Here is a 25,703-nt window from a genome sequence, read left to right on the forward strand (position 1 = left end):
CTGTCGGCTTCCGCGCCTGGAGGCGATGCCATCGCTGCATCGAGGTCTCGTTTGCCGGCGGAGGCGGTGATGGTTCGGTGGGCTCGCGTTCGACCGGATCAGGCTCGCCGAGCACCATCGATAATATCTTCGTCGTCAACGAGGCCATCGACGTCGAAACCTTTCTGGCGCGCATACGCCTTCAATTCGTCGATCGGCAACGCTTCCAATTCTGCGCGTGTCGGTCTGGCGGAGACGACGCGCATCGGCGGGCGCGGTGTGTGCTCAATCACGGGTGCGCTCGCTACCGCCATCGGCGTGCCGTCCTCGTTATGACCGGCCGGGATGCTCGTGATGTTGATCGCGAGGACGGGATTCGCGCCCGGATTGTCGGCGCCGATCGTCAGCGGCAAAACCTTCCCGAGCAAATGCGAGAACGCTTTGACGTGATGACGGCCGAGGAATTTCAAATAGCCCGTCAATCCGCCGCTGCCCCCACCATCCTCGCCGAGCTCGACGGCAGCGTTGATGATTCCGAGCTTCAAATCGCGACAGACTTTGTTGACGCTGCCTTTCGACCGACCCGGACCAGGTGGAAGCCGATGTCTCGGCGGGCGCGGATTGATGCGCGCGACCTGGAAATCGGGAGGTGGTTTAGGCATGGGATGCCAGCAACTTTCCGGTTAGGAACTGACAGATTCAGAAACCTACACCCGCCCGCGCAGCAATCACAATGGCCCGGCCACGTCCTCACTCGACCGGACCGATCTCCACAGTGCCGCAGCCGCCGCATTCTCGCCACGACCGATCCAAAGCTGGGCCAGCCTCCCCGCCTCTCGTTTGATTCATTGGTAGGGGGAGAATGCAGTAAGAGAACAAGAGAAATAGGGACAGGTAACCGCAGCTGGTAGGTTAACCTACCGCAGCTGGAAGGTTGAACCTACCGCAGCTGGTAGGTTGGCCAGATCGAACGTGTCATCCACGGCATGTTGGAGGCCGCTGTCGTCGAAAAATAATCTCTCTTCCACGCTCGATACCTTCCGCTTTGGCCATTTTTCCGCCGCGCTGTAGGCAGCCGAATGGGCGCACAACGCAGCTGTTTCGCAGGGATCACGGAGGAAGCCATGCCGCGCCAGCGAGTGCTACGACCGAACGCCGACGCCAACGCCGCGCGGAATCGCCGGCTCACGTTCCGCATGACCAGCAAGGAGCACCTTCAGCTCCATCTGCTCTCGCTCGCCGAGCGCGTGCCGGTGCAGAACCTTTGGTACGAGGCTTTGGAGATGCTGTTGGCGCAGCGCCGCGAGAGCGGTGCGCTGCCGAAGATGACGATCGAGAGCAACGACGAACAGGCTGCCGCTTGAAAAGGAAACGGCCCGCTCAGACCCAAAGGGACCAAAACAGGCCGAGACCAAAGTGCTGATAAGAATGCTGCCAAGCAAGCTCCATCTAGCACTGAACTCTCGTTAGCGGAAGGTGGTTCCTCTGATCTGCGCGGTCCCGTTCAACGGGATTGCAGGACATGGTGCTCGGACTGGCCGACGAAACGGCTCCCCAGACGACCTTCGAATTTTGCGAGTGGTTGATCCGCCTGTTCGTCGCCAATCGCGCCAAGGGCGTGCCCTCCTGGATCGCCGCATACCGCGACTTCTGCGACAACACCATCCAGTATTCCCACCAGCCGTGCAGCCGCACAACGCCCGATCCCGTCGCGTGTCTCGGCGACCAGGGCGTCATCGACACCTCGGCCATCGTTCTCCCGCGCCGCGTTCCTCGTGCAGCTCGCGCGCGCTCCCGCCGCTCCCGCGTTGTGCGCGGGCGGGCTTCGGAATCGGATGGTGATGGCAGTAGTCCCAGTCCCTGTTGTTGCCGCCTAAGTCCCCTCTCCGCCTCCATCGCTACGTCGATCTCGCGCCGCCATTTTGCGCTTGAGATCACCTCTGCTCGCCTGCGGGCTCGAGCTCCCCGCCTCCTCTCTTGTCACGCCAACGTCACGCGAAGCGCCTCGCCGGGCGGCGCTTTGTCATGCCTTGGACCCGGCAATTCCAAGGAGAACGGTCATGAGTGAGAAGGCCCCCGAATTGAAGCTCGTCGAGGAGCTCGACCAGGACGAGATCGAGTTCAACCGCCTGCGTTGTGATCTGCCCGGCAGTGCCGGCACTGCGGCGCAGGGCATCGTGTCGATCGCGGTGTCGAAGACGCCGACCAAGAACGAGTTCTTTCGCACCCACCCGACGTTTCGGCCGGACTTGAAGCTGGTCAACATCGAGGTCGGGATGGAGAAGCAGTATTTCGCTGTGGCTCCCGACATGGAGGTGCCGCTGCACGGCATCGGCATCAACTTCAGCAAGTACACGCTTTACCTGACGATGTCGCCGGGCGGCGCCTTCCACGTCATCCCGATCATGGTCGGCAGCGACAATGATTACAACAGGTCGAAGGAGTACGGGCTGCTCGATGGCGTCAAGCGCTGGGTGCGGCTCTACACTGACCAGGAGAACAAGCAGTACCGCGTGTTCCCGGCGCCGGAAGGTCGCTTTGACGAGCCGCAATGGCCTGATCTGAGCGTCGGCAAGATCGGAGGTCTCTGCTTCCGCGACAAGGGCCGCTTGATCGACAGCACCAGCCACGAGCTGTTCAAGAAGTGGGCCGCCCGTGACCGCTAGTGCCTACCTGCTGAACGCGCTCGCCGGATTCGAAGAAATCTGGTTTGTCGACTTCGAATTCATCTCGAAGCCCGGCGAGCGGCCCGACGTGCTCTGCCTCTGCGCACATGAGCTGCGCAGTGGGCAGTGCATTCAGCTCTGGGAAGATCAACTCGGCGAGGTCCCGCCGTACCGTATCGATAAGCGCGCGTTGTTCGTCTGCTTCGCTGCTACGGCAGAGTGCGCCTGTCATCTTGCGCTCGGCTGGCCGCTGCCGGCGCGCGTGCTCGATCTCTCTCCGTTGTTTCGTTGCCATATCAACGGCCGCGTTCCGCCGGCTGAGGGCAAAGGCATGATCGGCGCGCTGCGTCACTTCAGGCTCGATGCTGTCAGCGGCAAATACAAGGATGCAATGCGCGACCGCATCCTGAAGGGGCGGCCTTACAGTCAGGACGAGATCGCGCGCATCACTGAATATTGCCTCAGCGATGTCGTCGGCCTGCCGGCACTGTTGGAGGCATTGCTGAAGCAGATGCCGGCGCGCACGAGGCTTCCGACCGCGCTGCATTGGGGTGAGTTCGTCGCGGTCTCCGCCGCGATGGAGCACAACGGCGTCCCGATCGACATGGAGATCGCGGGTCAGCTGTTCGAGAAGGGAGCCTGGTCCTACATCCGCGCCGCCATCGTGCCGCTGATCAACGCGCAATACGGTGTCTACGTCCAGGATGCGACCGGCGAGTGGAGCTTCAGCTACGAGCTGTTCGAGGCCTACCTCGCCCGCGCCGGCATCGCCTGGCCGCGGCATGACAATGGCAAGCTCGACCTGCGCGAGAAGACCTTCAACAGTATGGCGAAGGCGTACCCGCAGACGGAGAACCTGCGCCAGCTGCGCTACACCCTGGCTAAGCTACGCAAGGTCAAGCTGGCGATCGGCCGCGACGGCAGGAATCGCACGGTGCTGTGGCCGTTCGCCGGCAAGACCGCGCGTTCGCAGCCGAGAGCATCGCAGTGGATCTTCTCGCCGGCAGTATGGTTGCGCGGTCTGATCAAGCCGGCGCCTGGGCGGGCCATCGCCTATATTGATTGGTCGGGAATGGAATTCCAGATCGCGGCGGCGCTGTCCAATTGCAGGCCGATGCTCGACCTCTACGCGACCGGCATCCCCTATATTGGCTTCGCTCAGCGCTTCGACGAAGCTCCGCCCGGCGCGACCAAGAAGACCCACGGCCACATCCACGAGCGCTACAAGGTCGGCTGCCTGGGCGCGCAATACGGCATGCAATCGACAACGCTGGCGCAGCGGCTCGGCATCTCGGCGTTCGCGGCTCACGAGATGCTCAGCCAACATCGCGGTCTGTTCTCGAAATACTGGGCCTGGGTCGAGGATTGGATCGCTCACGCGCTCAATACCGGCACCATGAACACCACGATGGGCTGGACCTGCTGCACCGGCATCACGGAGTTGAACGCGCGCTCCATCGGCAATTGGCCGACGCAGGCGACCGGCGCCGACATCCTGCGCGTTGCCTGCGTCGAGGGCCATCGTCGCGGCTTGCGACTATGCGGCTCGGTGCACGACGCCGTGCTGATCGAGAGCTCGATCGAGCAGATCGACGCCGACGTCGAGCTGATGCGCGAGATCATGATGCGCGCATCTCGAGTCGTGCTCGGGGCTGGTTACGAGTTGCGGACTGGTGTCGACGTTGTCCGCTATCCCGACCGCTTCGTCGACACTCGCGGCACTGAGATGTGGAACATCGTGCTGAGGCTGCTGGAGCAGTATCAGCGCGCCCAGGAGGAGACCGGTCATGTCGCCGCCTGAGAACGCCAAGCGCAGCAATGAGGAGTGGGACGCCGAGATCGAGGCTGAATTCCAGCGCGTCTCGAAGGGCGGCGGCGGACCTAAGAAGGGCAAGCAGCCTGGTGGTCCCTCGCGGGCGGCGAAAGGCTGGCAGCGCGAATACACCATCGTGCCTCGGGCGTGGGAGGTCGCATTGCTCGATGTGACCTCGGCCGGCACCTACAAGCTTGCGACCGAGCTCCTGTATCAGCGCTGGTACCTCGATCAGAAGGCAGCCACGCGAGATCATCCGATCGCCGTCACCAACAATCTAGCGCTGTCGTTGCACCTCCCGCCGAGCTCGAAGGTCCGCGCGATCCAGGAGCTCGAGCAGCTCGGCCTCATCAAAGCCGAGCGCGGTGACGGCCGCTCTCCGCGCGTCACCCTGCTGAAGCTGTCGAAGGTGTGAACATGATGCACATATTCCCTCCCCCGCAGATCGATCCGTTCGAGGAGAAGCGCGCCGCCGAGATCGTAGCCTTGATCAAGTGCGCCGCCAAGATCGTCCAGCACGGCGTCGGCGATGAGCACTCCCGCTATCTGAATCGCGTGCTTTACGGCGATATCTATCGGATGCGCTGCGAGTTCGCGCGGCGGTTCGGAGCAAAGCGCGGTTGGATACTTGCGAAGACGCCGTTCGCATTGAGCAAGCTGTCGGCGCAGCAGGGCGTCAACGATCATCGCGACGAGTGGTGGAATCGGACCTACGCCTACCACTCGCTGCTCGATCATCCATTTTTCTATCGCCACCCGGAGAAACCATTCCGGCCGGCCGGAATCGCGGTGCACCTCTACGGCGGAATCCCCGCCGCTGCCGCCGAGATCGCGGGACATCTTAACATCGATGCGGTGCAGCCGATGTCGCCGTCGTGGTGGTACCCGACGCAGACATCGTTGCTGCTGTTTCGCGCGCGACCGGAGGAATGCCCATGATCCTCGATTCCGAATGGTTTAACGCTCACCCACATCGCCGGCATCGCGTTCGCTCCATCAGCTTCGTCGAAGCGATGTCCGGCATTCCCTCGAAAAAACTTGCCATCGTTCGCCGGGTCCGTCCGTTCGAATTGATGACACTTTACGCCGACGGCAACGGCGCCGAGCTCGGTGTCCTCGGCGAGGACGAGGCCCGCGCGCTATTCGAGTTCACGCTCTCGAAGATGCCGACGCGCATGCGCACGCAACTACAAGCCCAGGCCGAGCCACGGCCGATGAAACGGAGGAAACGCTGATGGGCAAACGTTCGAGCTACCCGCGCGCGCCGCGCGATCTTTACCCGACACCTCGCCGGGGTGCGGAGCCGTTGTTTCAGTTTCTGCGGCGGGATCGCGTCAGGACCTTCGCGGAATTCTGCGCGGGTCCGAGCCCAGACAAGTATCAGCTGGTGCAGCACCTCGAGGCCGCCGGCTTTCGTGCGGTCTATGCCGGCGACATCGCGACCGGGCGGGATGCGTTGACGCTGACACGGGCCGATCTCAACGGCGCCGACGCCATCGTCACGAATCCGCCGACGAAACACGAATGGGAGAATCCAAAAGGTTCGACGACGCACCTGCTCTGCGATCTGATCCAGCACGGGCTCGATCTCGGCGTGCCCGCCTGGCTGCTGATTGCTCATGATTTCGTCACGAGCCTGAAGGCGACGCCATACCTCAAATACTGCCCAGACATCGTGGTGATCCCGCGCATGAAGTGGTTTCCGGGCAGCAAGAGCGGGGCGATGGATTCGTTTTCGTGGTTCAAGTTCGATCCTGCCTATCGGCTCGGCACCACTGTGGTTCACCATCGCGATGCCAGCCTCACGTCGGTTAGCACCTGCCAGTGTTGCGGCAGGCCGTTCGAGCCGGTGCGTTCGTCCGCCCGGTTCTGCTCCGACCGGTGCCGTCAGCGTGCTCATCGTGCCCACCAGGAGGACGCCGCTGGCGTGACGATGCCGTGACAGAGGAGCCGGAATTCGTCGCCATGCGGTTGGTGTCCGGCTATCGGCGCGACTATTCGGGCGGGCGGGTGTTCGTCCTGGTCGCGACCGATGCGTGCCACGCCTTCAAGGCCGCCGAAATCATCGCGGGATCGCAGTTCAATCTTCACTTCTCCGGCCCGGTCTACTGCGCCGTGCCGGGGGATGCGCTGAATCGGTTGTTCTTGACGGACGCCGAGCTCCTGGCGGCGGTCCCCGATCTCCCCTCCCCTACCAGAATCGAAACGCCGCGATGGAGCGAGCCATGATGTCGTTAACGGCAGAGGTGATTGTGATGGAGCCGCACGAAGTCCCCGGCGTGCTCGCCGCATTGGATACGCTGGGCTGCGAGATCACGGAGCTCGCGGACTGGGTCGACCACGAATCCGGGGCACGTTGGTTCGCCGCGACGATGGAGACCGTGCTCTCCCCTGACGAGTTCGAGCGCAAGCTGGCCAGCGCCATCATCATGGGCGGCGGCGATGTCGTACAGGTCGGAGAGACTGAGGCGTGGTGGGCGTGGGCACATGCCCTGCCACCGTAGGCCCCCGCTGGTCCTTACGGTCTCGACCATCTGTGGCGGGTCGGAATCGCTGAGCCGATTGACTTTACAAGCTAGGGCATAGCGCCCTATATGCCTAGGAGCGAATCGTGCGGGAACGTATCACCATGGAACGGGCGGTCGAGATTATCGGCTTGCCGGTTCGCACAGTTCAGGAGATGGCATGCGCCGGAAAAATCCCCGGCGCCGTCAAGTTTGGCCGATCCTGGACTTTCGATGAAGCTCAACTGCGCAATTGGATTAAACGGAAGGAACGAGAGCAGTGGGTAGAAAGCGTAAAGCGCCGGCCGGAATGCAGTGGCGGGGCAAAACACTCTATTCCGAATTTCAAATCAAAGGTGTCGCGATCCGCAGGTCGCTCAAGACCGACGATCCGGGAATTGCTCAAGAGCGGCTTAAGGAACTGAAGCGCGAGATCAATAGCGAAGCCTATGGTGGCGGCGGTCCCCGCTTCATGATCGATGTGATCGCCGACTGGAAAGCCTTCATGAAGGGCAATTCAGACGAGCGGAAATGGCGTGGCAAAATCGGTAAGGAGACCTTCGATCGGTACTGCTGTTCGCTGATACAGATCGCTGACTACCTCGAAGGAAAAAAGCTCTCGCAGATCAACAAGGCTCTCATTGGCCAGATCGTTGATGGTCGCGGTCGGGAGGTCACGACAGCGACCATCAAGCGCGACCTGGGCGCCCTCTCGTCAGTTATGCAGTACGCGTGCGATCGCGATTGGTGCGAGAGCAACCCTGCCCTGCCATGGCTGAAGCGGCTCAAGGAGCGCCGTGATCCAATCGTCGAACCGCGCAACGAGGACATCGCGCTGATGATCGAGCGGTCGCGCGGCATGTGGCCCTACATCATCGAGGCGGCCCGCCGGACCGGCGTGCGCGAGGATGCATTGATCAGCTTGAAGCGCGATGCCGTCAGCGACCGCGGCGAGTTGAAGGTGGTCGACAAGGGTAACAAGTTCCGCGTGATCGATTTGTCGGAGGACGACATCAGATTCTTCGCCAGCATCCCGGCGTTTATCGGCAAGGAGTGGTTGTTCTGGCGGACGACCGACAAGCGTGTCCGCAAAGACAGCAACCGCAAGCCAACCTTCAGGGGCGACTGCATCGAGGATCCTGCCGCCGAGTTCAAGCGGGAGATGCACCGGGTCGCGGCGTGGGCAGCCGCCAACGGCGTTGAGTTCCGGCACTTTGCTTTCCACCACCTGCGGCACAAATTCGCCATCGAGTACATGCGCAACGGCGGTTACATTTATGACCTACAAAAGATTTTGGGCCATTCGACGGTTCGGCAAACCGAAGAATATTTGAAGTACCTGACACCGGAACAGCAACTGGTTGCCACCCACGGCGTATCGGCGGCCGGTCATCGCACTCAAAGGGCGGCATCATGACCCCGGAGCGCTACGGTGAAGTGATCAAGAAGCTCGGCCTGTCACAGGTGAAGGCGGCCGAGTTTCTCGACTACGATCCCCGAACTTCGCGGCGCTGGATCAGCGGAGATCTGGCCATCCCCAAGGCCGTCGCGATGTTGCTGGAGTTGATGGTCAAGACCAAGTCTGAAGTCGATAAGGTCGAGAAGCTCGGCGGGCGCTAAGGCCCCACACGGTGCAGGACCGGTGCATAGGTCCCCACAAAAGTCCCCACAGCCGAGATGTGGTGACATCGATAATTAGCAGGAGACACCCATGTTTGTAGCGTTTCCTGACATGTCGCAAAAATTTGAAGTTTGGTTTTGCAGACCGGCGCGTAACCACTCCGCCACGTGGCCCCAACGAGGGCGGAGCAATATAGGGGATCACGGGTTTAGGCAACCCCGACTGGAGTCAGGCTCGCTTGCCCCGCCGGACACCGCGCCGGCGGTCCTTCACCGGAGGCTTCGGAGCCAGTTCGGGCATCTCGACCTGGACCTCGCGGTAGCGGGTTAGCATCCGTTCGAAACTGGCATTCAGCGTCTCGGCGATGTCCGGGCGCTTCTCCAGAACGGAGAGGATCGTGGCTGCGGCCTCGATGGTCGACAATCCGTCCTTCCGAGGCTCCTTGCGCAGGCGGCCGTAGCGCGACGGGGCGGCCGGGTTGAGGATGACGCGCTGGCATTTCAGCATCCACGGGTTGCGCCACCACAGCGCCTTGGCCTGGCTCCAGGTGCCGTCGAGCAGCACTACGCCTTCGAGCTTGCCGAGGAGCGCGCGCTGGTTGTCCGCGACCTCGCCCTTGCGGTTGAGCGCCAGGATTTCGCCCTCGGCCTCGAGATCGGCGGCGTGCGCCGAGCCGAGATAGAGCACGGCCCAGTGCGAGGCGTTCTCAATCGGCTGCGCCAGCGCCTTGGACAGGCTCGGCCAGGACAAGCCGACCCGCAGCGTGGCACCTTCGAAATGCTTCGCAAGCAGCCGGGCGGTACCGAGCGCCCTGTCCTGCTCCTGCGGATGCTGAAGTATCAGGAGCGAGAGCCGGTTCTTGATCGGCGTGACGCTGTCGCAGATGCACAGCGGCATCGGCTTCTGGCAGTACGGGCATTCGGGGATCGGATCGGCCGGCGCGGCGGCGGTGGGGTTCGACATGGTCGCCGCTATACGCTCTGCACGGCGGTTCAACAACCCGCCTATTCCGCCGGCGCGGCCAGCGGGCGCGGCTCGCGGCGCCGCCGCAGGCGGTCGATCAGCAGGTAGATCACGGGCGTGGTGTAGAGCGTCAGGATCTGCGAGACGAACAGCCCGCCGATGATGGTGATGCCGAGCGGACGGCGCAGCTCCGTGCCGGGGCCGGTCGCGACCACAAGCGGAATGCCGGCGAACAGCGCCGCCATGGTCGTCATCAGGATCGGGCGGAAGCGCGCCTGGCAGGCCTCGAAGATCGCCTCCGCCGACGACAGGCCGCGCTGGCGCTCGGCATCGAGCGCGAAATCCACCATCATGATGCCGTTCTTCTTGACGATGCCGATCAACAGGATGATGCCGACGAAGGCGATCACCGTTAACGGCGTGTTGGTGAGCTGCAAGGCCAGCAGCGCGCCGAGGCCTGCCGAGGGCAGCGTCGATATGATCGTGAGCGGATGGGCGAGGCTCTCGTAGAGCACGCCGAGCACGATATACATCGCCACCAGCGCGCCGAGGATCAGGAGCGGCTGGCGGCCGCTGGTCTTGGCGAAATCGCCGGCATTGCCGTCAAAACTGCCGCGGATGCCCTCCGGCATGTGCAGCTCCTCGACCGCGCGCTGGATGTTCTGCGTTGCGGCCTGGATCTGCACGTCCGGCAACAGATTGAACGACACCGTGGTCGATGGGAACGACTGCGAATGATAGACTGCGAGCGCGGCGAGCCCGCGCGTCGCATGCACCACGGCCGACAGCGGCACCTGCGCATCGCCCGCTCCGGCGACATAGATGCGATCGAGGTTGGATGGGTCGACCTGGAATTTCGGGTCGATCTCCAGCACGGTCATGTACTGGTTGCGCTGGGTGTAGATGATCCCGATCTGCCGCTGCGAGAACGCGTTGTTGAGTGCGTTGTCGATATCCTGGACGCGGACGCCGAGTGCCGAGGCCTTCTGGCGGTCGATCGATAAGGTCAGTTGAAGCCCGCCGGGATCGCGGTCGCTGGAGATGTCGGTGATGCCCTCGACGCTCTCCATGCGCTTAGCCACGATCGGCGCCCACTTCTGCAACAGGCCGAGGTCGGTGCTGGTCAGCGTGTACTGGTAGTCGGAATCGCTCTGCCGTCCGCCGGCGCGCACGTCCTGGGCGGCGAACATGAACAGGCGGATGCCGGGCACCGGGTATAACGCCCGCCTGAGGCGGTCGATCACCACCTGGGTCGAGACGTGGTCGCGCTGCTCCGGCGGCTTCAGGCTGATGAACATGGTGCCGCGATTGGAGGTCGCGCCGCCCGGCCCGCCGCCGCTGCCGACGGTGGAGCCGATGCCGGCCACCGCCGGATCCTGCATCACGATGTCGGCGAGCCGCTGCTGCAGGCTCAGCATCGACTGGAACGAGATGTCGGCCGAGGCACGTGTCGCGCCGATGACGAAGCCGGAATCGTCGGTCGGGAAATAGCCCTTCGGCACCTTGATGTAGAGCGTCACCGTCAACGCAATGGTGGCGAAGAACACCAGCAGCGTCAGCAGCGGATATTCCAGCACGGTGCGCAAGGTGCGGGTGTAGAAAGCGACGATGCGCGACAGCGAGCCCTCGATGATCCGGTCGAACAGGGTCGCCGTGCCGGACGTGGTCTGCCGGATGTAATGCGCGCAGATCATCGGCGTCACCGTGAGCGACACCAAGGTCGAGACCAGGATGGCGAAGGTCAGCGTCAGCGAGAACTCGCGCAGCAGCCGGCCGACGATGCCGTCCATGAAGATCAGTGGCGTGAAGGCCGCGATCAGCGACAGGCTGATCGACACCACGGTGAAGCCGATCTGCCGGGCGCCGTCCAACGCCGCCTGGAGCGGGCGCATGCCCTGCTCGAGATTGCGGTACATGTTCTCGATCATGACGATGGCGTCGTCGACCACGAAGCCGACGGAGATCGCCAGCGCCATCAGCGACAGATTGTCGATCGAGAAGCCGGCGACCCACATGCCGGCGCAGGTTCCGGCCAACGCCAGCGGCACGGAGATTCCGGCCGCGATCGTCGGCGTGAGCCGCCGCAGGAATACGAACACGACGACCATCACGAGAATGGCGGTCGCGAACAAGGTCCACTGCATGTCGAGCACGCTGGCGCGGATCGTACTGGTGCGGTCGACCAAAGTGGAGATATCGACGCCGGCCGGGATCCACTGCTTCAGCGCGGGGATGAGCGCCTTCACCCGGTCGACGGTGTCGATGACGTTGGCGTCGCCTTGCTTGGTGATCTGGATCAGCACCGCCGGCTGCTTGTTGAACCAGGCGATGGAACGGGCGTTGCGGACGGAGTCCTCGATGTCGGCGACGTCGGCCAGCCGGACGAAATTGCCGTTCGCGCTTTTGATGACGATATCGCGGAACTCTTTCGCGGTCCGCATCTGCCTGTTGAGGGCCAGCGTTTCGCTCTGGCGCTCGCCGTTGAAGATGCCGACGGGGCCGAGCGGGTTGGCGTTGATGATCGCGGTCCGCACGTCGTCGGTGGCAATGCCGGCGTTGGACAGCGCGACGGGGTTGAGCTGCACCCGCACCGCCGGCTGATCGGCGCCGCTCACGGTAACGTCGCCGACGCCCGGCACCTGCGAGATGCGCTGCGCCAGAACCGTATCGGCGACGTCGTAAATCGCGCTCGCCGACAGCGTCTTCGAGGTCAGCGCCAGCACGAATACGGGAGCGCCGGCAGTGTTGGCCTTGCGGAACCGCGGCAGCGTCGGCAAATCGCTCGGCAGATCGACCAGCGATGCGTTGATCGCCGCCTGCACGTCGCGCGCGGCCTTGTCGATGTTGCGGCCGATGTCGAACTGGAGCTGGATGTTGGTCGTGCCGAGCGACGAGGTCGAGGTGATCTGGTTGATGCCCGATATCTCGCCAAGCCGCCGCTCCAATGGCGAGGCGACCGTGGCGGCCATCACGGACGGATCGGCGCCGGGACGGCTGGCGGAAACGAAGATGGCGGGGAAATCGACGTTCGGGACCGAGGCGACGGGGAGGAACTCGTAGGCCACGATGCCCAGCAGGAACAACCCGATCGACAGCAGCGTGGTCGCGACCGGGCGCCGGATGAAGGGCTCCGAGATCGATGCCATCACTGCATCCCCTCGGTCGCGCCCGCGACGGGTGGCCCGCCGGATTCCGCCGGCGGCAGCGCCTGTTCGAGGCGGCGGTTGATGCGGTCGAGTGCGAGGTAGATTACCGGCGTGGTGTAGAGCGTGAGCAATTGGCTGAGCAGCAGGCCGCCGATGATGGAGATGCCGAGGGGGAAGCGCAGCTCGGCGCCGGTGCCGCTCTCGATCGCCAGCGGCAGCGCGCCGAACAGCGCGGCCAGCGTCGTCATCATGATCGGGCGGAAGCGCAGGAGACAAGCCTGCACGATCGCCTCATGCGGCGGCATGCCCTGATTGCGCTCCGCGTCCAGAGCGAAGTCGATCATCATGATCGCGTTCTTCTTGACGATGCCCATCAGCAGGATGATGCCGATCAGCCCGATCACCGAGAGATCCTGCCCGCACAGCATCAGCGCCAGGATGGCGCCGACGCCGGCCGAAGGCAGTGTCGAGAGGATCGTGATCGGATGGATGTAGCTCTCGTAGAGCACGCCGAGCACGATATAGATCGTGATCACCGCGGCCAGCAGCAGCCAGGGCTGGCCGGCGAGCGCCTTGGCGAATTCGGCGGCGTCGCCGGCATAGACGCCAACGATGCTGTTGGGCATCCCGATCCGGGTCTCGATGGTCTTCACAGCCTCGACGGCATCGCCGAGCGCCGCGCCCGGCGCGAGGTTGAAGCTGAGCGAGATCGACGGGAATTGCGCCTGGTGCGAAATCGCCAGCGGCGCGGTGGTGCGCGTCAGCGTCGCCACGGCGGAGAGCGGCACCTGTGCGTTGGGCGCGCCGGCGGTCGCGCTCGCGGCGCCCGGCAGATAAAGCTTCGACAGGATCGAAGGATCGCGCTGGTACATCGGCAGTGCTTCCAGCACCACGCGGTACTGGTTGGCCTGGCCGTAGATGGTCGAGATCTGGCGCTGCGCGAAGGCGTCGTTGAGCGTGTCGGTGATGCCCTGAAGGCTGACGCCGAGCTGGCCGGCGCGGGTACGGTCGACCGTGAGCTGCGCCCGGAGACCGCCTTCCTGCGCCTCCGAGGAGACGTCGCGGAACAGCGGATCGCGCCGCATCTCGGCAACCAGCTTGCGCGCCCATTCCGACACAAGCGCGGCGTCGGTGCCGGTCAGCGTGTACTGATATTGCGAGCGGCTCGACTGGGTCGAGATCTGCACGTCCTGCACCGGCTGGAAGTAGACCGTCATGCCGGGGATGGCGGCCACCCGCTCCTTCAGCCGGTTGATGACGATGCTGACATCGTCGCGCCGCTCGCCTCGCGGTTTCAGCGTCATGACAAGACGGCCGACATTGGTGGTCGGATTGACCGAGCCTGCACCGATCACAGAGACCACGCCTGTTACATCGGGGTCGGCCTTGATGGCGTCGGCCGCCGCGGCCTGCCGCTTCTGCATCTCCGCGAACGAGACGTCGGGACCGGCTTCCGTCACCGCCGTAATCGAGGCGGTGTCCTGCAGCGGCAGGAAGCCCTTTGGCGCCACGACATAGAGCGCCAGCGTCGCAATCAGCGTGGCGAAGGTCACGACCAGCGTCGCGCGCTGGCGCTCCAGCACCCAGAGCAGCGTGCGGTGATAGAACTCGACGGTGCGGTCGATGAAGCGGCTGACTGCGGCAAGACCCGGCACTGCCAGCTCTTCATGGGCATGCTTCAGTAGACGCGAGCACATCATCGGCGTCAGCGTCAGCGAGACCACGGCGGAGGTCACGACCGCGATCGTCAGCGTCAGCGCGAATTCGCGGAACATGCGGCCCACGAGGCCCGACATGAACAGCAGCGGGATGAACACCGCGATCAGCGACACCGTCAGCGAGATCACGGTGAAGCCGATCTCGCTGGCGCCCTTCAGCGAAGCCTCCATCGCGCTGTCGCCGTTTTCCATGTGGCGGACGATGTTCTCGATCATCACGATGGCGTCGTCGACGACGAAGCCGGTGCCGATGGTGAGCGCCATCAGCGACAGATTGTCGAGGCTGAAACCGGCGAAATACATGATGCCGAAGCTGGTGATCAGCGACAGCGGCAATGCCACGCCGGCGATCAGCGTGGCGCGCAGCGAACGCAGGAACAGCAGCACCACCAGCGTCACCAGCACGACGCTCAGGATCAGCGTGAACTGCACGTCGCGGACTGAGGCGCGGATGGTGACGGTGCGGTCGGAGACGATGGTCAGGTTCACGCCGGCCGGAATAGCGCGCTGGACCTTTGGGATTTCCGCGCGGATCTGGCTGACGACGTCGATCACATTGGCGCCGGGCTGACGCTGGACGTCGATGATGACGGCGGGCGAGCCCTGGTACCAGCCGCCGGTGCGGTCGTTCTCGAGGCCGTCGACGATCTGGGCGACGTCGGCAATCGTAACCGGCGAGCCGTTGCGGTAGGCGATGATGACAGGCTTGTAGGCGTCGGCGGCGGCGATCTGGTCGTTGGCGGCGATGATGTAGGATTGCTGCGCGCCGTCGAGCGAGCCTTTCGGCCCCGACACGTTGGCATTGGCAATCGCGGTGCGCAGGTCTTCCATGGCGATGCCATAGGCAGCGAGCCGCGCGAGATCCGCCTGGATGCGGACGGCCGGCTTCAGTCCGCCGAGCACAGAGACGCGCCCGACGCCGGAAATCTGGCTCAGCCGCTGCGCCAGAAGCGTGTCGGCGATGTCGCTCATCGCCCGCAACGAGATCGTGTCGGAGCGCAGCGCCAATGTCATCACCGGCGCATCGGCCGGGTTCACCTTGGCGTAGGTCGGCGGATAAGGCAGCGTCTTCGGCAGCACGCCGGCCGCTGCATTGATCGCGGCCTGGACGTCCTGGGTCGCGCCGTCGATGTCGCGGTTGAGATCGAACTGGAGCGAGATCTGGCTGACGCCGAACGAGCTCGTCGAGTTCATCGCCGATAGCGACGGGATCTGGCCGAGTTGCCGCTCCAGCGGCGCGGTGATCAGCGAGGCGATCACGTCGGGGCTCGCGCCGGGCAATTGGGTCGTCACCTGCACGGTCGGGAAATCGACCTGCGGCAGCGCCGACACCGGCAGCGCGAAATAGCCGAGCAGCCCGCCGATCAGAAGCGCGATGCCGAGCAACGAGGTCGCGATCGGCCGTCGGATGAAGGGTTCGGAGACGCCCATGGGATACGCCTGCCGCTCAGGCGGCTGTTGTCGGGATCATGGCTGCTTGGCTCCACTTCCCGATGCACCCGGCCCTGGTGCCGGTCCGGTCTGGCCCTTCTGGTCGCCTTCGCTGCTCTTGCGTTTGGCGCGGAACTCGCCGTCCTTATCTTGTCCGTCCTTCTGGCCGTCTTTTGCGCCCTCCTTCTTCTGACCATCCGGCCCGCGCGAGCGCTTGCGCGGCGCGAGATCGGCCGAAGGGGTCTGGTCGTCGCGGCCGATGACCACCTTGGAACCGTCAGACAAATTAGCAAAGCCGGTGGTGACGACCTTGTCGGTCGCCGACAGGCCGCTGGCGATCACGGCGTCATGCTCGTTCTGCTGCGTCACCGTCACCGGCTTGGCCGAGACGATGTTATCCTCGCCGATGACATAGCTGAAGGTGCCGATCGGTCCGCGCTGCACGGCCGAGGTCGGCACCACCAGCGCCTGCGTCAAGGTCTCGACCTTGAGGCGGACATTGACGAACTGGCCCGGCCAGAGCTGGTAATGAGCGTTGGGGAATTCGGCCTTGAGCCTGAGCGTGCCGGTGGTCTGGTCGACCTGGTTGTCTATGCCGGTGAGCTTGCCGGTGTCGATCACGGTGAGGCCGTCATTGCCGAAGACGTCGACGGCGAGCGTGCCCTTCGACGCGGCGGCGTTGACGCGCATGATCTGCTGCTGCGGCAGGCTGAACCACACCGCGATCGGCTGCAATTGCGTGATCACCACGAGGCCGGTGGTGTCGGAGGCGTGGATGATGTTGCCCTGATCGACCTGGCGCAGGCCGGCGCGGCCCGAGATCGGCGCCACGATCTTGGTGTAGCTCAGCGTCGCCGCCGCATTGTCGATCGCGGCCTGGTCGGCCTTGACCAGCGCCTCCGTCTGCGCGACCAGCGCGCGCTGGGTGTCGGCCTGCTGCTTGGATCCGGCATTGGAGGCAGCTAACTGCTCGTAGCGCGTGAGGTCGATACGCTGGTTGGCGAGCTGGGCCTGGTCCTGCGCCTTCTTGGCAACGGCCTGATCGTACGTCGCCTGGTAGAGCGCCGGGTCGATCTCGCCGACCACGTCACCCTTCTTGACGTCCTGTCCTTCGGTGAAATTGACCGCGATCAGCTTGCCGTCGACCTGCGAGCGGACGGTCACGGTGTTGAGTGCGCGGATCGCGCCGACGCCGTCGAGATAAACGGGAACGTCCTGAATGCGGGGCGTCGCCGCCAGCACCGGCACCGGCAGATCGGGCCGCTGGTTGCGGCCGTTCGCCTGCTGCGGCTGCTGGTGCCAGGTGGTCCAGCCGTAGTAGCCAAGCCCGCCGAGGATCGCCAGCGTGATCAGGGTCATGACGAAGCCGCGCCCGCGCGACTTCTTCGCCGTTCCCTCCTTCGCGCCTTGCTTCGTATCCGGCTTAAAGAGCATTGACCGGTTTCTCCATCCTCGGCTCCCAGCCGCCGCCGAGCGCCTGATACAGGCTGACGATAGCAAGAAGGCGGGCAAGTTGCGCCTGCGACAGCGCGTCTTCCGCCTGGAACAGGGTCAGTTGCGTATTGAGCACGGTGACGATGTCGGCGGTGCCGGCGCGCAATTGCTGCTCGGAGAGATCGAAGGCGCGGCGGGAGGCATTGAGGACGTCACGCTGCAATTGCAGCCTGATCGTGGTCTGCTTGATCGAGAACAGCGCATTGTCGACATCGGCGAAGGACTGGATGATGGTCTTGCGGTAGGTCTGCAGCAGTTCGTCCTGCCGCGCCTTGGCGAATTCGAAATTGCCGAGGATCCTGCCGCCGTCGAAGATCGGCTGCGTCGCGCTGCCGACGAGCTGGAAGAACGCCGCATGCGGCTGGAACAGCGAGACCAGGGCCGCGCTCTGATAGCCGCCATTACCGGTGAGCTGGATGGTCGGAAAGAACTGCGCGCGAGCGTTGCCGATATTCGCAGTGGCGGAAGCAAGTTGTGCCTCCTGCCGCCGAATGTCGGGCCGCTGTGTCAGGAGCTCCGACGGCAGGCCGGGCGTCACGCGGGGAATCGCGATCCGGTTCAGCGAGCCCCCGAGCACGCGCACGCTCTCCGGCGGCCGCGACACCAGGACTGCAAGCGCATTGACGTTCTGGTCGAGCGTCTGGCGCAGCGGCGGCACCAGTGCCTTCTGGTTTGCGAGCACGCTCTCCTGCTGGGCGACGTCGAGATCGGTGCCGGTGCCGGCCTTGCGCCGTTCCCTGACGGCATCGAGGATGCGTTGCGCGCTCGCGATGTTGCGCTGTGAGGTCCGGATGCGATCCTGCGAGGCCAGCACCTGGAAGTAAGCGTTAGCGACGCCTGCAAGCGTGGTCAGCGCAACGACGTCGCGATCGAAGCGGGTGGCATTTGCCGTCTCTTCCGCCGTTTGCAAGGCGTCCCGATTCTGCCCCCAGAAATCGAGCTGGTAGCTCGCGCTCAGCGAAGCCTGGTAGTTGACGACCTCACGGCCGCCATTGGTGAGCCCCGAGGCGGAGGAGCCGGAGGTGCGCGAATAGGCCTCCTGCCCGGTGCCGGAAAGGCTCGGCAGCAGCGCCGCACCCGCCTGCCGCGCCTGCGCGTCGGCCTGGACGATGCGCGAAACGGCGGCGGCAATGTCGAGGTTGACGGTCTGCGCCTCTTCCATCAGCTGTGTCAGCTCCGCGGAGCGGAAGCTGCGCCACCAATCCAGCGATGGCGGCGCATCCGCCTTGCCCGCGTATTTGTACTGCGTGGGAACATCGAGCGCGGGATCAGGAAGATCCTGCGTCAGCACGCAGGCGCCCGAACCCGCGGCGAGGCAAGCGACTGCAAACCAGCGCGCCGCACGTCGCGTCCGGGACGTGGCGCCTGGAGACCGCCGCACGGCGATCGCAGGAACATCCTGTGTCACACACACCCCCCGCCGGGCAGATCGAGCCGCCACCGCGCAGCGGGAGTAACCGATTCGCGGCGCGGCCGTCGGGAGGCTTTGGACAACTCGTTCACAGCGGTGATGCTTTCTGCGGAACCTGACGCCTATCCTAGCCGGGCGCGCAACTGCGGGACAGTCCCGCAGTTGCGAGATGGCCCCCAAAGCACCGCGATCTCAAAACTTAGAAAATGCAAAAGGGTGTTGTCCTGCAGGACTTTCTTCGATTTCAGGGCTATTTCAGAGTGCGTTCAAGCTTACCAAGATTTCATGTGATATTGCCGCCACACCGACGCCAGTCCCTTCAATCCGCCTGCACCCCTCGCGATGCGGCTTCAGCCCCGGCTCGAAACCGACGCGACGCCTCACGTCCATGGCGAAGGCATGCTGGCGACGCCCCTTATCTTCCATGTTTTGGCAGAGGCTGGCCACATCCTCCTAGCGATATCCCGCGGCGTAGCACAGCAGCAGCATCGGCGATCTTTCCTTCCAAATTTTCACTGCTTACCGGCATTTTCGCCGGTTTCGCCGCAGCGCAAAAGCCTTCCCCTTTGACCGCGCAAGCACTAGGTTCTGGCCAACCTGATCAACCCCTTTGCCAGTGATTTCCCCTGAGATGACCATCAAAAACGACGTTGTCGAAGCCATCGGCAACACTCCGCTGATCAAGCTCAAGCGCGCTTCCGAACTGACCGGCTGCACCATCCTGGGCAAGGCCGAGTTCATGAATCCCGGCCAGTCGGTGAAGGATCGCGCGGGCAAATGGATGATCCTGGAGGCCGAGAAGCGCGGCGAGCTCAAGCCCGGCGGTCTCGTGGTGGAATCGACCGCCGGCAATACCGGCATCGGCCTTGCTGTCGTGGCCAGCGCGCGCGGCTACCGCACGCTGATCGTGATCCCGGAGACGCAGAGCCAGGAGAAGAAGGATTTTCTGAAACTGTGCGGCGCCGAGCTGCTGGAATCGCCGGCCCTGCCCTATTCCAATCCGAACAACTACCAGCATGTCGGCCGCCGTCTTGCCGACGAGTTGCGCAAGACCGAGCCCAACGGCGTGCTGTTTGCCGACCAATGGAACAACCTCGACAATGCGAAGGCGCATTACGAGTCCACAGGGCCCGAGATCTGGGAACAGACCGGCGGCAAGATCGACGGTTTCGTCTGCTCCGTGGGCAGCGGCGGCACGCTGGCCGGCACCAGCCGCTTCCTGAAAGAGAAGAGCAAGGACATCAGGATCGCCTGCGCAGATCCGCATGGCGCCGGCATGTATGAATACTTCAGAACGGGCGATGCCAAGGCGACGCCGGGCGGCTCGATCACCGAGGGCATCGGCCTCAACCGGGCGACCGCAATCGTCGAGAGCGCAAAGGTCGATGACGCCTATCTCATTCCCGATGCCGAAGCGGTGACGGTGATCTACGAACTGCTCCAGCACGAAGGCCTCTGCCTCGGCGGCTCGACCGGCATCAACGTTGCCGGCGCGATGCGTCTCGCAAAACAGCTCGGGCCCGGCAAGACGATCGTCACCGTGCTCTGCGATTCCGGCAGCCGTTACCAGTCGAAGCTGTTCAACGCCGACTTCATGCGCGCCAAGAGCCTTCCCGTGCCGGAATGGCTGGAGAAACGCAGCAACATCAAGCTGCCGTTCGTCTAGAACGTTTCCGGAAGTCGGCCGTCTAGCTCCAGTTCGAGCGAGACGATCCCTGCGACACCCGCGCGAGGCGCTCGTTCGATAGCGAAGGCTTGATCGCGCGCGTGCGCGGCGGGACGGGAGCGCCGTAGGAGCCTTCGCTGTCGCCGCTCGGCCAGAACACGAGCGCGAGCATCAGCGCGAGGTTGATCAGCGCGCCGACCGCCGTTGCCTGGTGTTGCTGCCCGATCGCCCAAGCCGGAAACCGGCCCGCGACGACATGGTCGACGATCATGAGTGCGAACCAGGCAGGCACCACGCAGACCGGATCCCAGCCGATGTCGCGAATGCGCATCGATTGCAGCGTGAACGTCGCAACTCCGAAGAAGACGATCGCGGCGAGCATCGCCCAACTCTTGGTGAGGTCTTCAGGTCGGATCGCGACGGGCGAGGTGTTGTTCAGCACGGCCATTGCGATTGCAAAGCAGATCGCCGTCATCACGATCGCAAGCGCGACCGTGGCGAGGAAGAAATGCAATCGCCCGAGCCGGGCGTTCAAGCCGAAGACGAAACCGAGCATTGGCGCACCCTTTTGGCGCCATATGCCCAGACATAGCTTTCGGAGCCATGAACCGGCACGGTCGCGCGCCGGCGCATGGTTTCCGGAGGACTAACCTGCCCTCGCAATTTGGGGCCTGCAGGCAGAGTCAGGCGCCCTCGCCGCCTTCCGAGGCCGCGGCACAATAGTCGCGCCAGAACCGGCGGTAAGCCGCTTCGACCTCGCGCGTGTAGGTCTCGACATTTCCCGCGGGGGAGGCTGCGATCCGAGCCGGCAACTCCGCGCGCAACTTCGTCAGATGCGCCGGCTGCGCCGCATATTTGCAGGCGATCGCAGCATAGCCCTCGTCATCCGCGGCGACCCAGTCGTCGAGACCGACAGCAGCCACGATCGAACCGCCGGCACGCGATGAGGCGCCGTTGCCGAGCTTGGCCACGACCGGAACACCCGCATAGAGCGATTCCCAAGTGCTGACGCCGCCGTTTTGCGGGAACGTGTCGAGCGATATGTCGACCTTCGCAAACGCCCGCAGGTGCTCGTGGCGCGGGGACGAGCCCAGGCAGGTGACATTGTCCTCGGCAATGCCCTGCGCCACGAACCGTGCGACCAAATTGTCGCGCAGCATGGGATCGTCAAGCAGCGTATGCTTGATGATGATCTTCGATCCCGTCACCTCGCGCATCACTTTCGACCACACGCGGATGGCCTCGTCCGAGATCTTGTAGATGCGATTGAATACGCCGAAGGTGACATAACCGTTGCGGAGCATGGGAGGCTCCGAAGGCGGCACATTCAGGATGGGATCGATCGTGATCAGGCACGGCAGGTCGTAGACTTTTTCAGCCAGCAGATGACGCGCCGATTGCGGAATGAAGATGGGATCCGCGAGCACGTGGTCCATGGTCTGAAGGCCTGTGCCTGTAGCATGGCCAAACCCCGAGACTTGGATCGGGGCCGGCTTGCGGGCGAAAACATGCAGCCTGTTGCCGGTCGTGTGCCCGGACACGTCGATCAGGATGTCGACCTTGTCGGCCTGAATGCGATCGGCCAGCTCGTCGTCCGACATCTGCCAGGCGTCGACCCAAACGTCCGCCGAGGACCTGAATGCGGCGGTCATCTCATCTCTTACCGGCGAGCACGAATAGCAGATGATCTCGAATTTGGCGTGATCATGACGACTGAGCACCGGTAACAGGGTGAACCCCGCCGAGTGGTACCAAAACTCGGCAGCAACATAGCCAACCACGATCCGCCGGTCGGGATCGAGCTGCCGGGGGGCAAGAGTCCGTCGCGGCAACTTCGAGCCGATTGCGTCCCACCACTGCTTTCGTGCGGCCTGCTGAACCGCGAAATCGGCGTCGGAGAGATAGTCCAGAAAGAAGATCTTCCGCCCGATCAAGGCGGCATCCGGCACAATAGCCAGCGCCGCATCGAGAAGCTCGACCGCCGATGCGATCTCTCCCTGGTTTGCAAAACAAGCGCTCAGCAGCGCCATCGCGATCGCGGAGCGTGGATATTCCTCCAGCAACGTGGTGCAGGCCAGAATCGCTTGCGCCGTATTTCCCATGGCGAGCGCGACTTGTGCCTTCCCCTGCAAGGCCACTTCGAGTTTGGGCGCAAGCGCAAGGGCCGCGTCAAAATCCGCCGCCGCCTGCTCCAACCTCGACGTCTCAAGATTGAGGCGTCCACGGTTCGCCAGGATCTTCGCCGAGCCCGGCCTGATCGCGAGCGCCGCCTCCAGCGCGCCTTTGGCCTCTTCGAAGTTCTTGAGCTCGATATTGACCAAACCTTTGCCGACGAGTGCTTCCACGTTTCGCGGCTGAAACAACAGTGCGCGTTCCAAGCTCTGTTTGGCGCGATCAAGCTGGCGCAGCGCAAGCTCTGCCAAGCCGCGATTGCAGAGCGCATCGGCATGATCGGGCTTCAGCCCGATCGCGCGATCGTACATTTCGATGGCCTGCTCGACGCGGTCCAGGTGCAACAAGGTATTGCCGAGATTGGCCAAGGCCATGGGGAAGCTCGGCTTCAACGCGATGGCCCGCTCCAGGGATGTACGCGCGTCGTCATATTCGCCAAGTGCGAAATGCGTGGCCCCCAAATCGGAAAAAGCCTGTGCCGAGCGCGGGTCGACCGTCACGGCATATTTGAGGGCCTGTTTCGCTGCCTCGAAGTGTCGGCCCGCGAACGCGCCCAAGCCAAGCAGGTGCAAGGCCCCGAAATGCTCCGGAAGTTCATTCAGGATCTGGCGGCAGAGTGTCTCCGTCTCCGCATACCGGCCCTGGCCATAGGCCGCATTCGCGGTCGAGATGATCGCGTCCGCCTGCTTCTTCAATTTCTTCTGCAACCGCGCGTTCTGAAACGCGCGCGCGCCGGCGCCGCTGCTCTGCAAGGATTCTCTCCGGAGGATGCCCGGGACGATTCTAGCTGATTCGCGGCTAAGCCCGCCGGTTTAGGCGGCCCGGCAATCCCCGGAAGATGCCCGTGCTCGACGCAGGCCTCGCCTACGCTACGTCGGCGTCATTCGAGGCGGCGGCACAATAGTCGCGCCAGAACTGGCGGTAACCGGCTTCGAGCTCGCGCGTGTAGATCTCGACATTGCCGGCGGGCGAAGCCGCGATCCGGGCCGGCAATTCCGCGCGCAATTTCGCCAGATGCTCGGGCTGTGACGCAAACCTGCGGGCGATCTCGACATAGCCATCGTCATCCTCGGCCACCCAGTCGCCGAGGCCGACGGCAGTCACGATAGAGGCGCCGGCACGCGAGGAGGCACCGATGCCGAGCTTGGCCACGACGGGGACGCCCTTGTAGAGAGATTCCCAGGTGCTGATGCCGCCATTTTGCGGGAACGTGTCGAGGGAAATATCGACCTGGGCGAAAGCCGCCAGATGGTCGTCGCGCGAGGTGGTGCCGAGGCAAGTGATGTTCTCCTCGATCACGCCCTGCGCCAGGAAACGCGCGATCAGGCTATCGCGCAGCAAGGGATCATCGAGCAGACCATGCTTGAGGATGATCTTCGATCCCGGCAGCTCCCGCATGATGCGTGTCCACGCACGGATCGCATCATCCGATATTTTGTAGATGCGGTTGAACACGCCGAAGGTGACGTAGCCGTTGCGGAGCATCGGCAGCTCGGAAGGCTGCAGATCCGAGACGGGTTCAATCGTGATCAGGCACGGCAGATCGTGGATTTTCTCGGCAAACAAATGCCGAACCGAGGGCGGAATGAAAATGGGATCCGCGAGCACGTAGTCCATGGTCGGCATGCCCGTGCCCGTCGCGTGTCCGAAGCCAGTGGCCTGGATCGGGGCCGGCTTGCGCGCGAAACACTGCAGCCTGTTACCGGTCGTGTGGCCCGAAACGTCGATCAGGATGTCGACATTGTCGGCCTGGATACGATCGGCGAGTTCGTCGTCCGAAAGCCCCCAGGCATCGACCCAGACGTCGGCCAATGATTTGAACATGGCGGTGTACTCGTCAGCGCCCGGCCAAGAGTAGTAGCAGATGATTTCAAATTTGGTGTGATCATGATGGCGCAGCACCGGCAGCAGCGTGAGCCCCGCGGAGTGCTGTCGGAATTCGGCAGCGACATAGCCGACCACGATCCGCTTTTCCGGATCCAGCGGCCGCTTCGGCAGCTCCCTTCGCGGCTGCTTGGAGCCGATCTGGTCCCACCAGGATTTTCGCACCGCCTGCTGGACCACAAAATCGGCCTCGGCGCGGTAGTCCTCCAGGAAGATCTTTCCTCTGATCGCATCCCCATAGTCCGGCCGGACCGCCAGCGCGCGATCGAGATATTCGATCGCGGCGTCCATGTCCCCCTGGTTCGAATAGGAGAAGCCCATCAGCGCCAGCCCTGTCTCCGAGCGCGGATTGTGCTCGATCAAAGCCGCTGCGGCTGCCATTCCCTGCGCCGTCCTTCCCATCACGAGACAGGTCTGGGCCTTCCCTCGGAGGGCCAGTTCAAGCTTGGGGGAAATCGCAAGCGCCGCCTCGAAATCCGCAAGCGCCGGCTCCAGGCGCTGCAGTTCGTAACTGAGCCGCCCGCGCTGGGCCAGGATCCGCGGCGAGCCGGGCTTGATCGCCAGCGCCGTGGCAAGCTTGGCCGCCGCCTCGTCGTGGTGCCGCAGCTCCATGCTGACCATGCCGCTGCCGACGATGGCCTCGGCGTGACGGGGCTGAAACAGCAGGGCGCGGTCAAAGCTTTCCTTGGCGCGCATGATCTGTCCAAGCACAATCTCGATCATGCCGCGATTGCAGAACGCGTCGGCATAATCCGGCTTGATCTTGATGGCGCGCTCGTGCAGCTCGAGCGCCTGTTCGTACTGGCCCAGATGCATCAGCGTGTTGCCGAGATTGGTCAGCGCCACCGCAAAATTCGGCTTTAGCGCGATGGCCCTCTCCTGGCACCGCCGCGCCGCCTCGTAATTGCCGAGGTCGAAATGCACGGTCGCGAGGTTGTTGTGGGCATCATGCAGGCGCGGTTCGAGCGCAATCACGCGCTCGAGCAGCTGTTGCGCCTCCTCTAGGCGGCGGCCGTCATGCGCGCACATGCCGAGCAGGTGCATCGCGTCGACATGATCGGGCAGCGCTTTCAGGATATCCCGGCAGAGTGCTTCGGTCTCAGCGTATCGGCCCTGGCCATAAGCGGTAGCCGCGGCGGAGAGGACGGCATCCGCCTGTTTCATCAATTTCTTCTGCAATCGCGCGTTCTGGAATGCGCGCGCGCCGCCGCCGCTGCTCTGCAAGGTGTCTCTCC

Annotated in this window: 22 protein-coding genes and 1 pseudogene; 14 read left to right on the forward strand and 9 right to left on the reverse strand. The window is 63.8% G+C overall.

Annotated features, from left to right (window positions below):
- Window positions 1-98 precede the first annotated feature (98 nt).
- A complete protein-coding gene (locus tag ABIB66_RS37590; protein ID WP_354258318.1) occupies window positions 99-449 on the reverse strand; it encodes a hypothetical protein in 351 nt (116 codons plus the stop codon).
- A gap of 654 nt (window positions 450-1,103) precedes the next feature.
- Between ABIB66_RS37590 and ABIB66_RS37595 the strand changes: the two genes are divergently transcribed.
- The 13 genes and pseudogenes from ABIB66_RS37595 (at window position 1,104) to ABIB66_RS37655 (ending at window position 8,582) form a co-directional block, all read left to right on the forward strand.
- On the forward strand, window positions 1,104-1,343 hold the full coding sequence (locus tag ABIB66_RS37595; RefSeq protein WP_354258321.1) for a hypothetical protein: 240 nt from the start codon (window positions 1,104-1,106) through the stop codon (window positions 1,341-1,343).
- 158 nt (window positions 1,344-1,501) lie between these two features.
- Window positions 1,502-2,047 (forward strand): hypothetical protein, encoded by a 546-nt coding sequence (locus tag ABIB66_RS37600; protein WP_354258324.1) that lies wholly within the window; start codon window positions 1,502-1,504, stop codon window positions 2,045-2,047.
- Window positions 2,040-2,645, forward strand: coding sequence for a hypothetical protein (locus tag ABIB66_RS37605; RefSeq protein WP_354258327.1), 606 nt, complete (start codon window positions 2,040-2,042; stop codon window positions 2,643-2,645). The genes ABIB66_RS37600 and ABIB66_RS37605 overlap by 8 nt, the downstream gene beginning before the upstream one ends.
- The gene (locus tag ABIB66_RS37610; RefSeq protein WP_354258330.1) at window positions 2,635-4,446 is read left to right on the forward strand and encodes a DNA polymerase; all 1,812 of its coding nucleotides are present in this window, start codon (window positions 2,635-2,637) and stop codon (window positions 4,444-4,446) included. The genes ABIB66_RS37605 and ABIB66_RS37610 overlap by 11 nt, the downstream gene beginning before the upstream one ends.
- Window positions 4,433-4,873 carry a hypothetical protein gene (locus ABIB66_RS37615; protein ID WP_354258333.1) on the forward strand — a complete coding sequence of 147 codons (441 nt, stop codon included), beginning with the start codon at window positions 4,433-4,435 and terminating at the stop codon, window positions 4,871-4,873. The genes ABIB66_RS37610 and ABIB66_RS37615 overlap by 14 nt, the downstream gene beginning before the upstream one ends.
- 2 nt (window positions 4,874-4,875) lie before the next feature.
- On the forward strand, window positions 4,876-5,397 hold the full coding sequence (locus ABIB66_RS37620; RefSeq protein ID WP_354258337.1) for a hypothetical protein: 522 nt from the start codon (window positions 4,876-4,878) through the stop codon (window positions 5,395-5,397).
- On the forward strand, window positions 5,394-5,693 hold the full coding sequence (locus ABIB66_RS37625; protein WP_354258340.1) for a hypothetical protein: 300 nt from the start codon (window positions 5,394-5,396) through the stop codon (window positions 5,691-5,693). The genes ABIB66_RS37620 and ABIB66_RS37625 overlap by 4 nt, the downstream gene beginning before the upstream one ends.
- Complete coding sequence (locus tag ABIB66_RS37630; RefSeq protein ID WP_354258343.1) at window positions 5,693-6,400, forward strand: DUF2256 domain-containing protein; 708 nt, start codon at window positions 5,693-5,695, stop codon at window positions 6,398-6,400. The genes ABIB66_RS37625 and ABIB66_RS37630 overlap by 1 nt, the downstream gene beginning before the upstream one ends.
- Window positions 6,397-6,687: a hypothetical protein gene (locus tag ABIB66_RS37635; RefSeq protein ID WP_354258346.1), complete on the forward strand. Its 291-nt coding sequence runs from the start codon at window positions 6,397-6,399 to the stop codon at window positions 6,685-6,687. Before ABIB66_RS37630 ends, ABIB66_RS37635 begins: the two co-directional genes overlap by 4 nt.
- A complete protein-coding gene (locus ABIB66_RS37640) occupies window positions 6,684-6,962 on the forward strand; it encodes a hypothetical protein (protein ID WP_354258349.1) in 279 nt (92 codons plus the stop codon). Before ABIB66_RS37635 ends, ABIB66_RS37640 begins: the two co-directional genes overlap by 4 nt.
- 125 nt (window positions 6,963-7,087) lie before the next feature.
- Window positions 7,088-7,219 (forward strand): annotated as a pseudogene (locus ABIB66_RS37645) (helix-turn-helix domain-containing protein); the annotation flags it as partial.
- Between the two features lie 23 nt (window positions 7,220-7,242).
- A complete protein-coding gene (locus ABIB66_RS37650) occupies window positions 7,243-8,379 on the forward strand; it encodes a tyrosine-type recombinase/integrase (RefSeq protein WP_354258352.1) in 1,137 nt (378 codons plus the stop codon).
- Window positions 8,376-8,582, forward strand: coding sequence for a helix-turn-helix domain-containing protein (locus tag ABIB66_RS37655; protein ID WP_354258354.1), 207 nt, complete (start codon window positions 8,376-8,378; stop codon window positions 8,580-8,582). Before ABIB66_RS37650 ends, ABIB66_RS37655 begins: the two co-directional genes overlap by 4 nt.
- A 229-nt stretch (window positions 8,583-8,811) precedes the next feature.
- Here the strand turns inward: ABIB66_RS37655 and ABIB66_RS37660 are convergent, their stop codons facing one another.
- From ABIB66_RS37660 to ABIB66_RS37680, 5 genes are read right to left on the reverse strand one after another with little or no spacing between them, the layout of a single operon-like run.
- Window positions 8,812-9,546 carry a tRNA-uridine aminocarboxypropyltransferase gene (locus tag ABIB66_RS37660; protein WP_354059591.1) on the reverse strand — a complete coding sequence of 245 codons (735 nt, stop codon included), beginning with the start codon at window positions 9,544-9,546 and terminating at the stop codon, window positions 8,812-8,814.
- 41 nt (window positions 9,547-9,587) lie between these two features.
- A complete protein-coding gene (locus ABIB66_RS37665; protein ID WP_354210337.1) occupies window positions 9,588-12,692 on the reverse strand; it encodes an efflux RND transporter permease subunit in 3,105 nt (1,034 codons plus the stop codon).
- The gene (locus ABIB66_RS37670) at window positions 12,692-15,841 is read right to left on the reverse strand and encodes an efflux RND transporter permease subunit (protein ID WP_354210338.1); all 3,150 of its coding nucleotides are present in this window, start codon (window positions 15,839-15,841) and stop codon (window positions 12,692-12,694) included. The genes ABIB66_RS37665 and ABIB66_RS37670 overlap by 1 nt, the downstream gene beginning before the upstream one ends.
- A 36-nt stretch (window positions 15,842-15,877) precedes the next feature.
- Window positions 15,878-17,275, reverse strand: coding sequence for an efflux RND transporter periplasmic adaptor subunit (locus tag ABIB66_RS37675; protein WP_354210339.1), 1,398 nt, complete (start codon window positions 17,273-17,275; stop codon window positions 15,878-15,880).
- The gene (locus ABIB66_RS37680; protein WP_354258357.1) at window positions 17,265-18,749 is read right to left on the reverse strand and encodes an efflux transporter outer membrane subunit; all 1,485 of its coding nucleotides are present in this window, start codon (window positions 18,747-18,749) and stop codon (window positions 17,265-17,267) included. The genes ABIB66_RS37675 and ABIB66_RS37680 overlap by 11 nt, the downstream gene beginning before the upstream one ends.
- Window positions 18,750-19,377: 628 nt before the next feature.
- Between ABIB66_RS37680 and ABIB66_RS37685 the strand changes: the two genes are divergently transcribed.
- Window positions 19,378-20,412 (forward strand): cysteine synthase A, encoded by a 1,035-nt coding sequence (locus ABIB66_RS37685; RefSeq protein WP_275172609.1) that lies wholly within the window; start codon window positions 19,378-19,380, stop codon window positions 20,410-20,412.
- A gap of 22 nt (window positions 20,413-20,434) precedes the next feature.
- On the opposite strand, the gene ABIB66_RS37690 is transcribed toward ABIB66_RS37685, so the two are convergent.
- From ABIB66_RS37690 to ABIB66_RS37700, 3 genes are all read right to left on the reverse strand, one after another.
- Entirely contained in the window at window positions 20,435-20,968 is a 534-nt protein-coding gene (locus ABIB66_RS37690) for a DUF805 domain-containing protein (protein WP_354210341.1), read from the reverse strand.
- Between the two features lie 127 nt (window positions 20,969-21,095).
- Window positions 21,096-23,336, reverse strand: coding sequence for a tetratricopeptide repeat protein (locus ABIB66_RS37695; protein WP_354210342.1), 2,241 nt, complete (start codon window positions 23,334-23,336; stop codon window positions 21,096-21,098).
- A 112-nt stretch (window positions 23,337-23,448) separates the two neighbouring features.
- Window positions 23,449-25,692 carry an O-linked N-acetylglucosamine transferase, SPINDLY family protein gene (locus ABIB66_RS37700; RefSeq protein WP_354210343.1) on the reverse strand — a complete coding sequence of 748 codons (2,244 nt, stop codon included), beginning with the start codon at window positions 25,690-25,692 and terminating at the stop codon, window positions 23,449-23,451.
- Between the last annotated feature and the right edge of the window lie 11 nt (window positions 25,693-25,703).

The organism is Bradyrhizobium sp. F1.13.3, assembly GCF_040548265.1.
Classification (GTDB): Bacteria; Pseudomonadota; Alphaproteobacteria; order Rhizobiales; family Xanthobacteraceae; genus Bradyrhizobium.

Coding starts and splice junctions, on each gene's coding strand:
- ABIB66_RS37595 (WP_354258321.1), top strand. CDS start 1,104: ATGCCGCGCCAGCGAGTGCTACGACCGAACGCCGACGCCAACGCCGCG.
- ABIB66_RS37600 (WP_354258324.1), top strand. CDS start 1,502: ATGGTGCTCGGACTGGCCGACGAAACGGCTCCCCAGACGACCTTCGAA.
- ABIB66_RS37605 (WP_354258327.1), top strand. CDS start 2,040: ATGAGTGAGAAGGCCCCCGAATTGAAGCTCGTCGAGGAGCTCGACCAG.
- ABIB66_RS37615 (WP_354258333.1), top strand. CDS start 4,433: ATGTCGCCGCCTGAGAACGCCAAGCGCAGCAATGAGGAGTGGGACGCC.
- ABIB66_RS37620 (WP_354258337.1), top strand. CDS start 4,876: ATGATGCACATATTCCCTCCCCCGCAGATCGATCCGTTCGAGGAGAAG.
- ABIB66_RS37625 (WP_354258340.1), top strand. CDS start 5,394: ATGATCCTCGATTCCGAATGGTTTAACGCTCACCCACATCGCCGGCAT.
- ABIB66_RS37630 (WP_354258343.1), top strand. CDS start 5,693: ATGGGCAAACGTTCGAGCTACCCGCGCGCGCCGCGCGATCTTTACCCG.
- ABIB66_RS37640 (WP_354258349.1), top strand. CDS start 6,684: ATGATGTCGTTAACGGCAGAGGTGATTGTGATGGAGCCGCACGAAGTC.
- ABIB66_RS37655 (WP_354258354.1), top strand. CDS start 8,376: ATGACCCCGGAGCGCTACGGTGAAGTGATCAAGAAGCTCGGCCTGTCA.
- ABIB66_RS37660 (WP_354059591.1), bottom strand. CDS start 9,546: ATGTCGAACCCCACCGCCGCCGCGCCGGCCGATCCGATCCCCGAATGC.
- ABIB66_RS37665 (WP_354210337.1), bottom strand. CDS start 12,692: ATGGCATCGATCTCGGAGCCCTTCATCCGGCGCCCGGTCGCGACCACG.
- ABIB66_RS37670 (WP_354210338.1), bottom strand. CDS start 15,841: ATGGGCGTCTCCGAACCCTTCATCCGACGGCCGATCGCGACCTCGTTG.
- ABIB66_RS37675 (WP_354210339.1), bottom strand. CDS start 17,275: ATGCTCTTTAAGCCGGATACGAAGCAAGGCGCGAAGGAGGGAACGGCG.
- ABIB66_RS37685 (WP_275172609.1), top strand. CDS start 19,378: ATGACCATCAAAAACGACGTTGTCGAAGCCATCGGCAACACTCCGCTG.
- ABIB66_RS37690 (WP_354210341.1), bottom strand. CDS start 20,968: ATGCTCGGTTTCGTCTTCGGCTTGAACGCCCGGCTCGGGCGATTGCAT.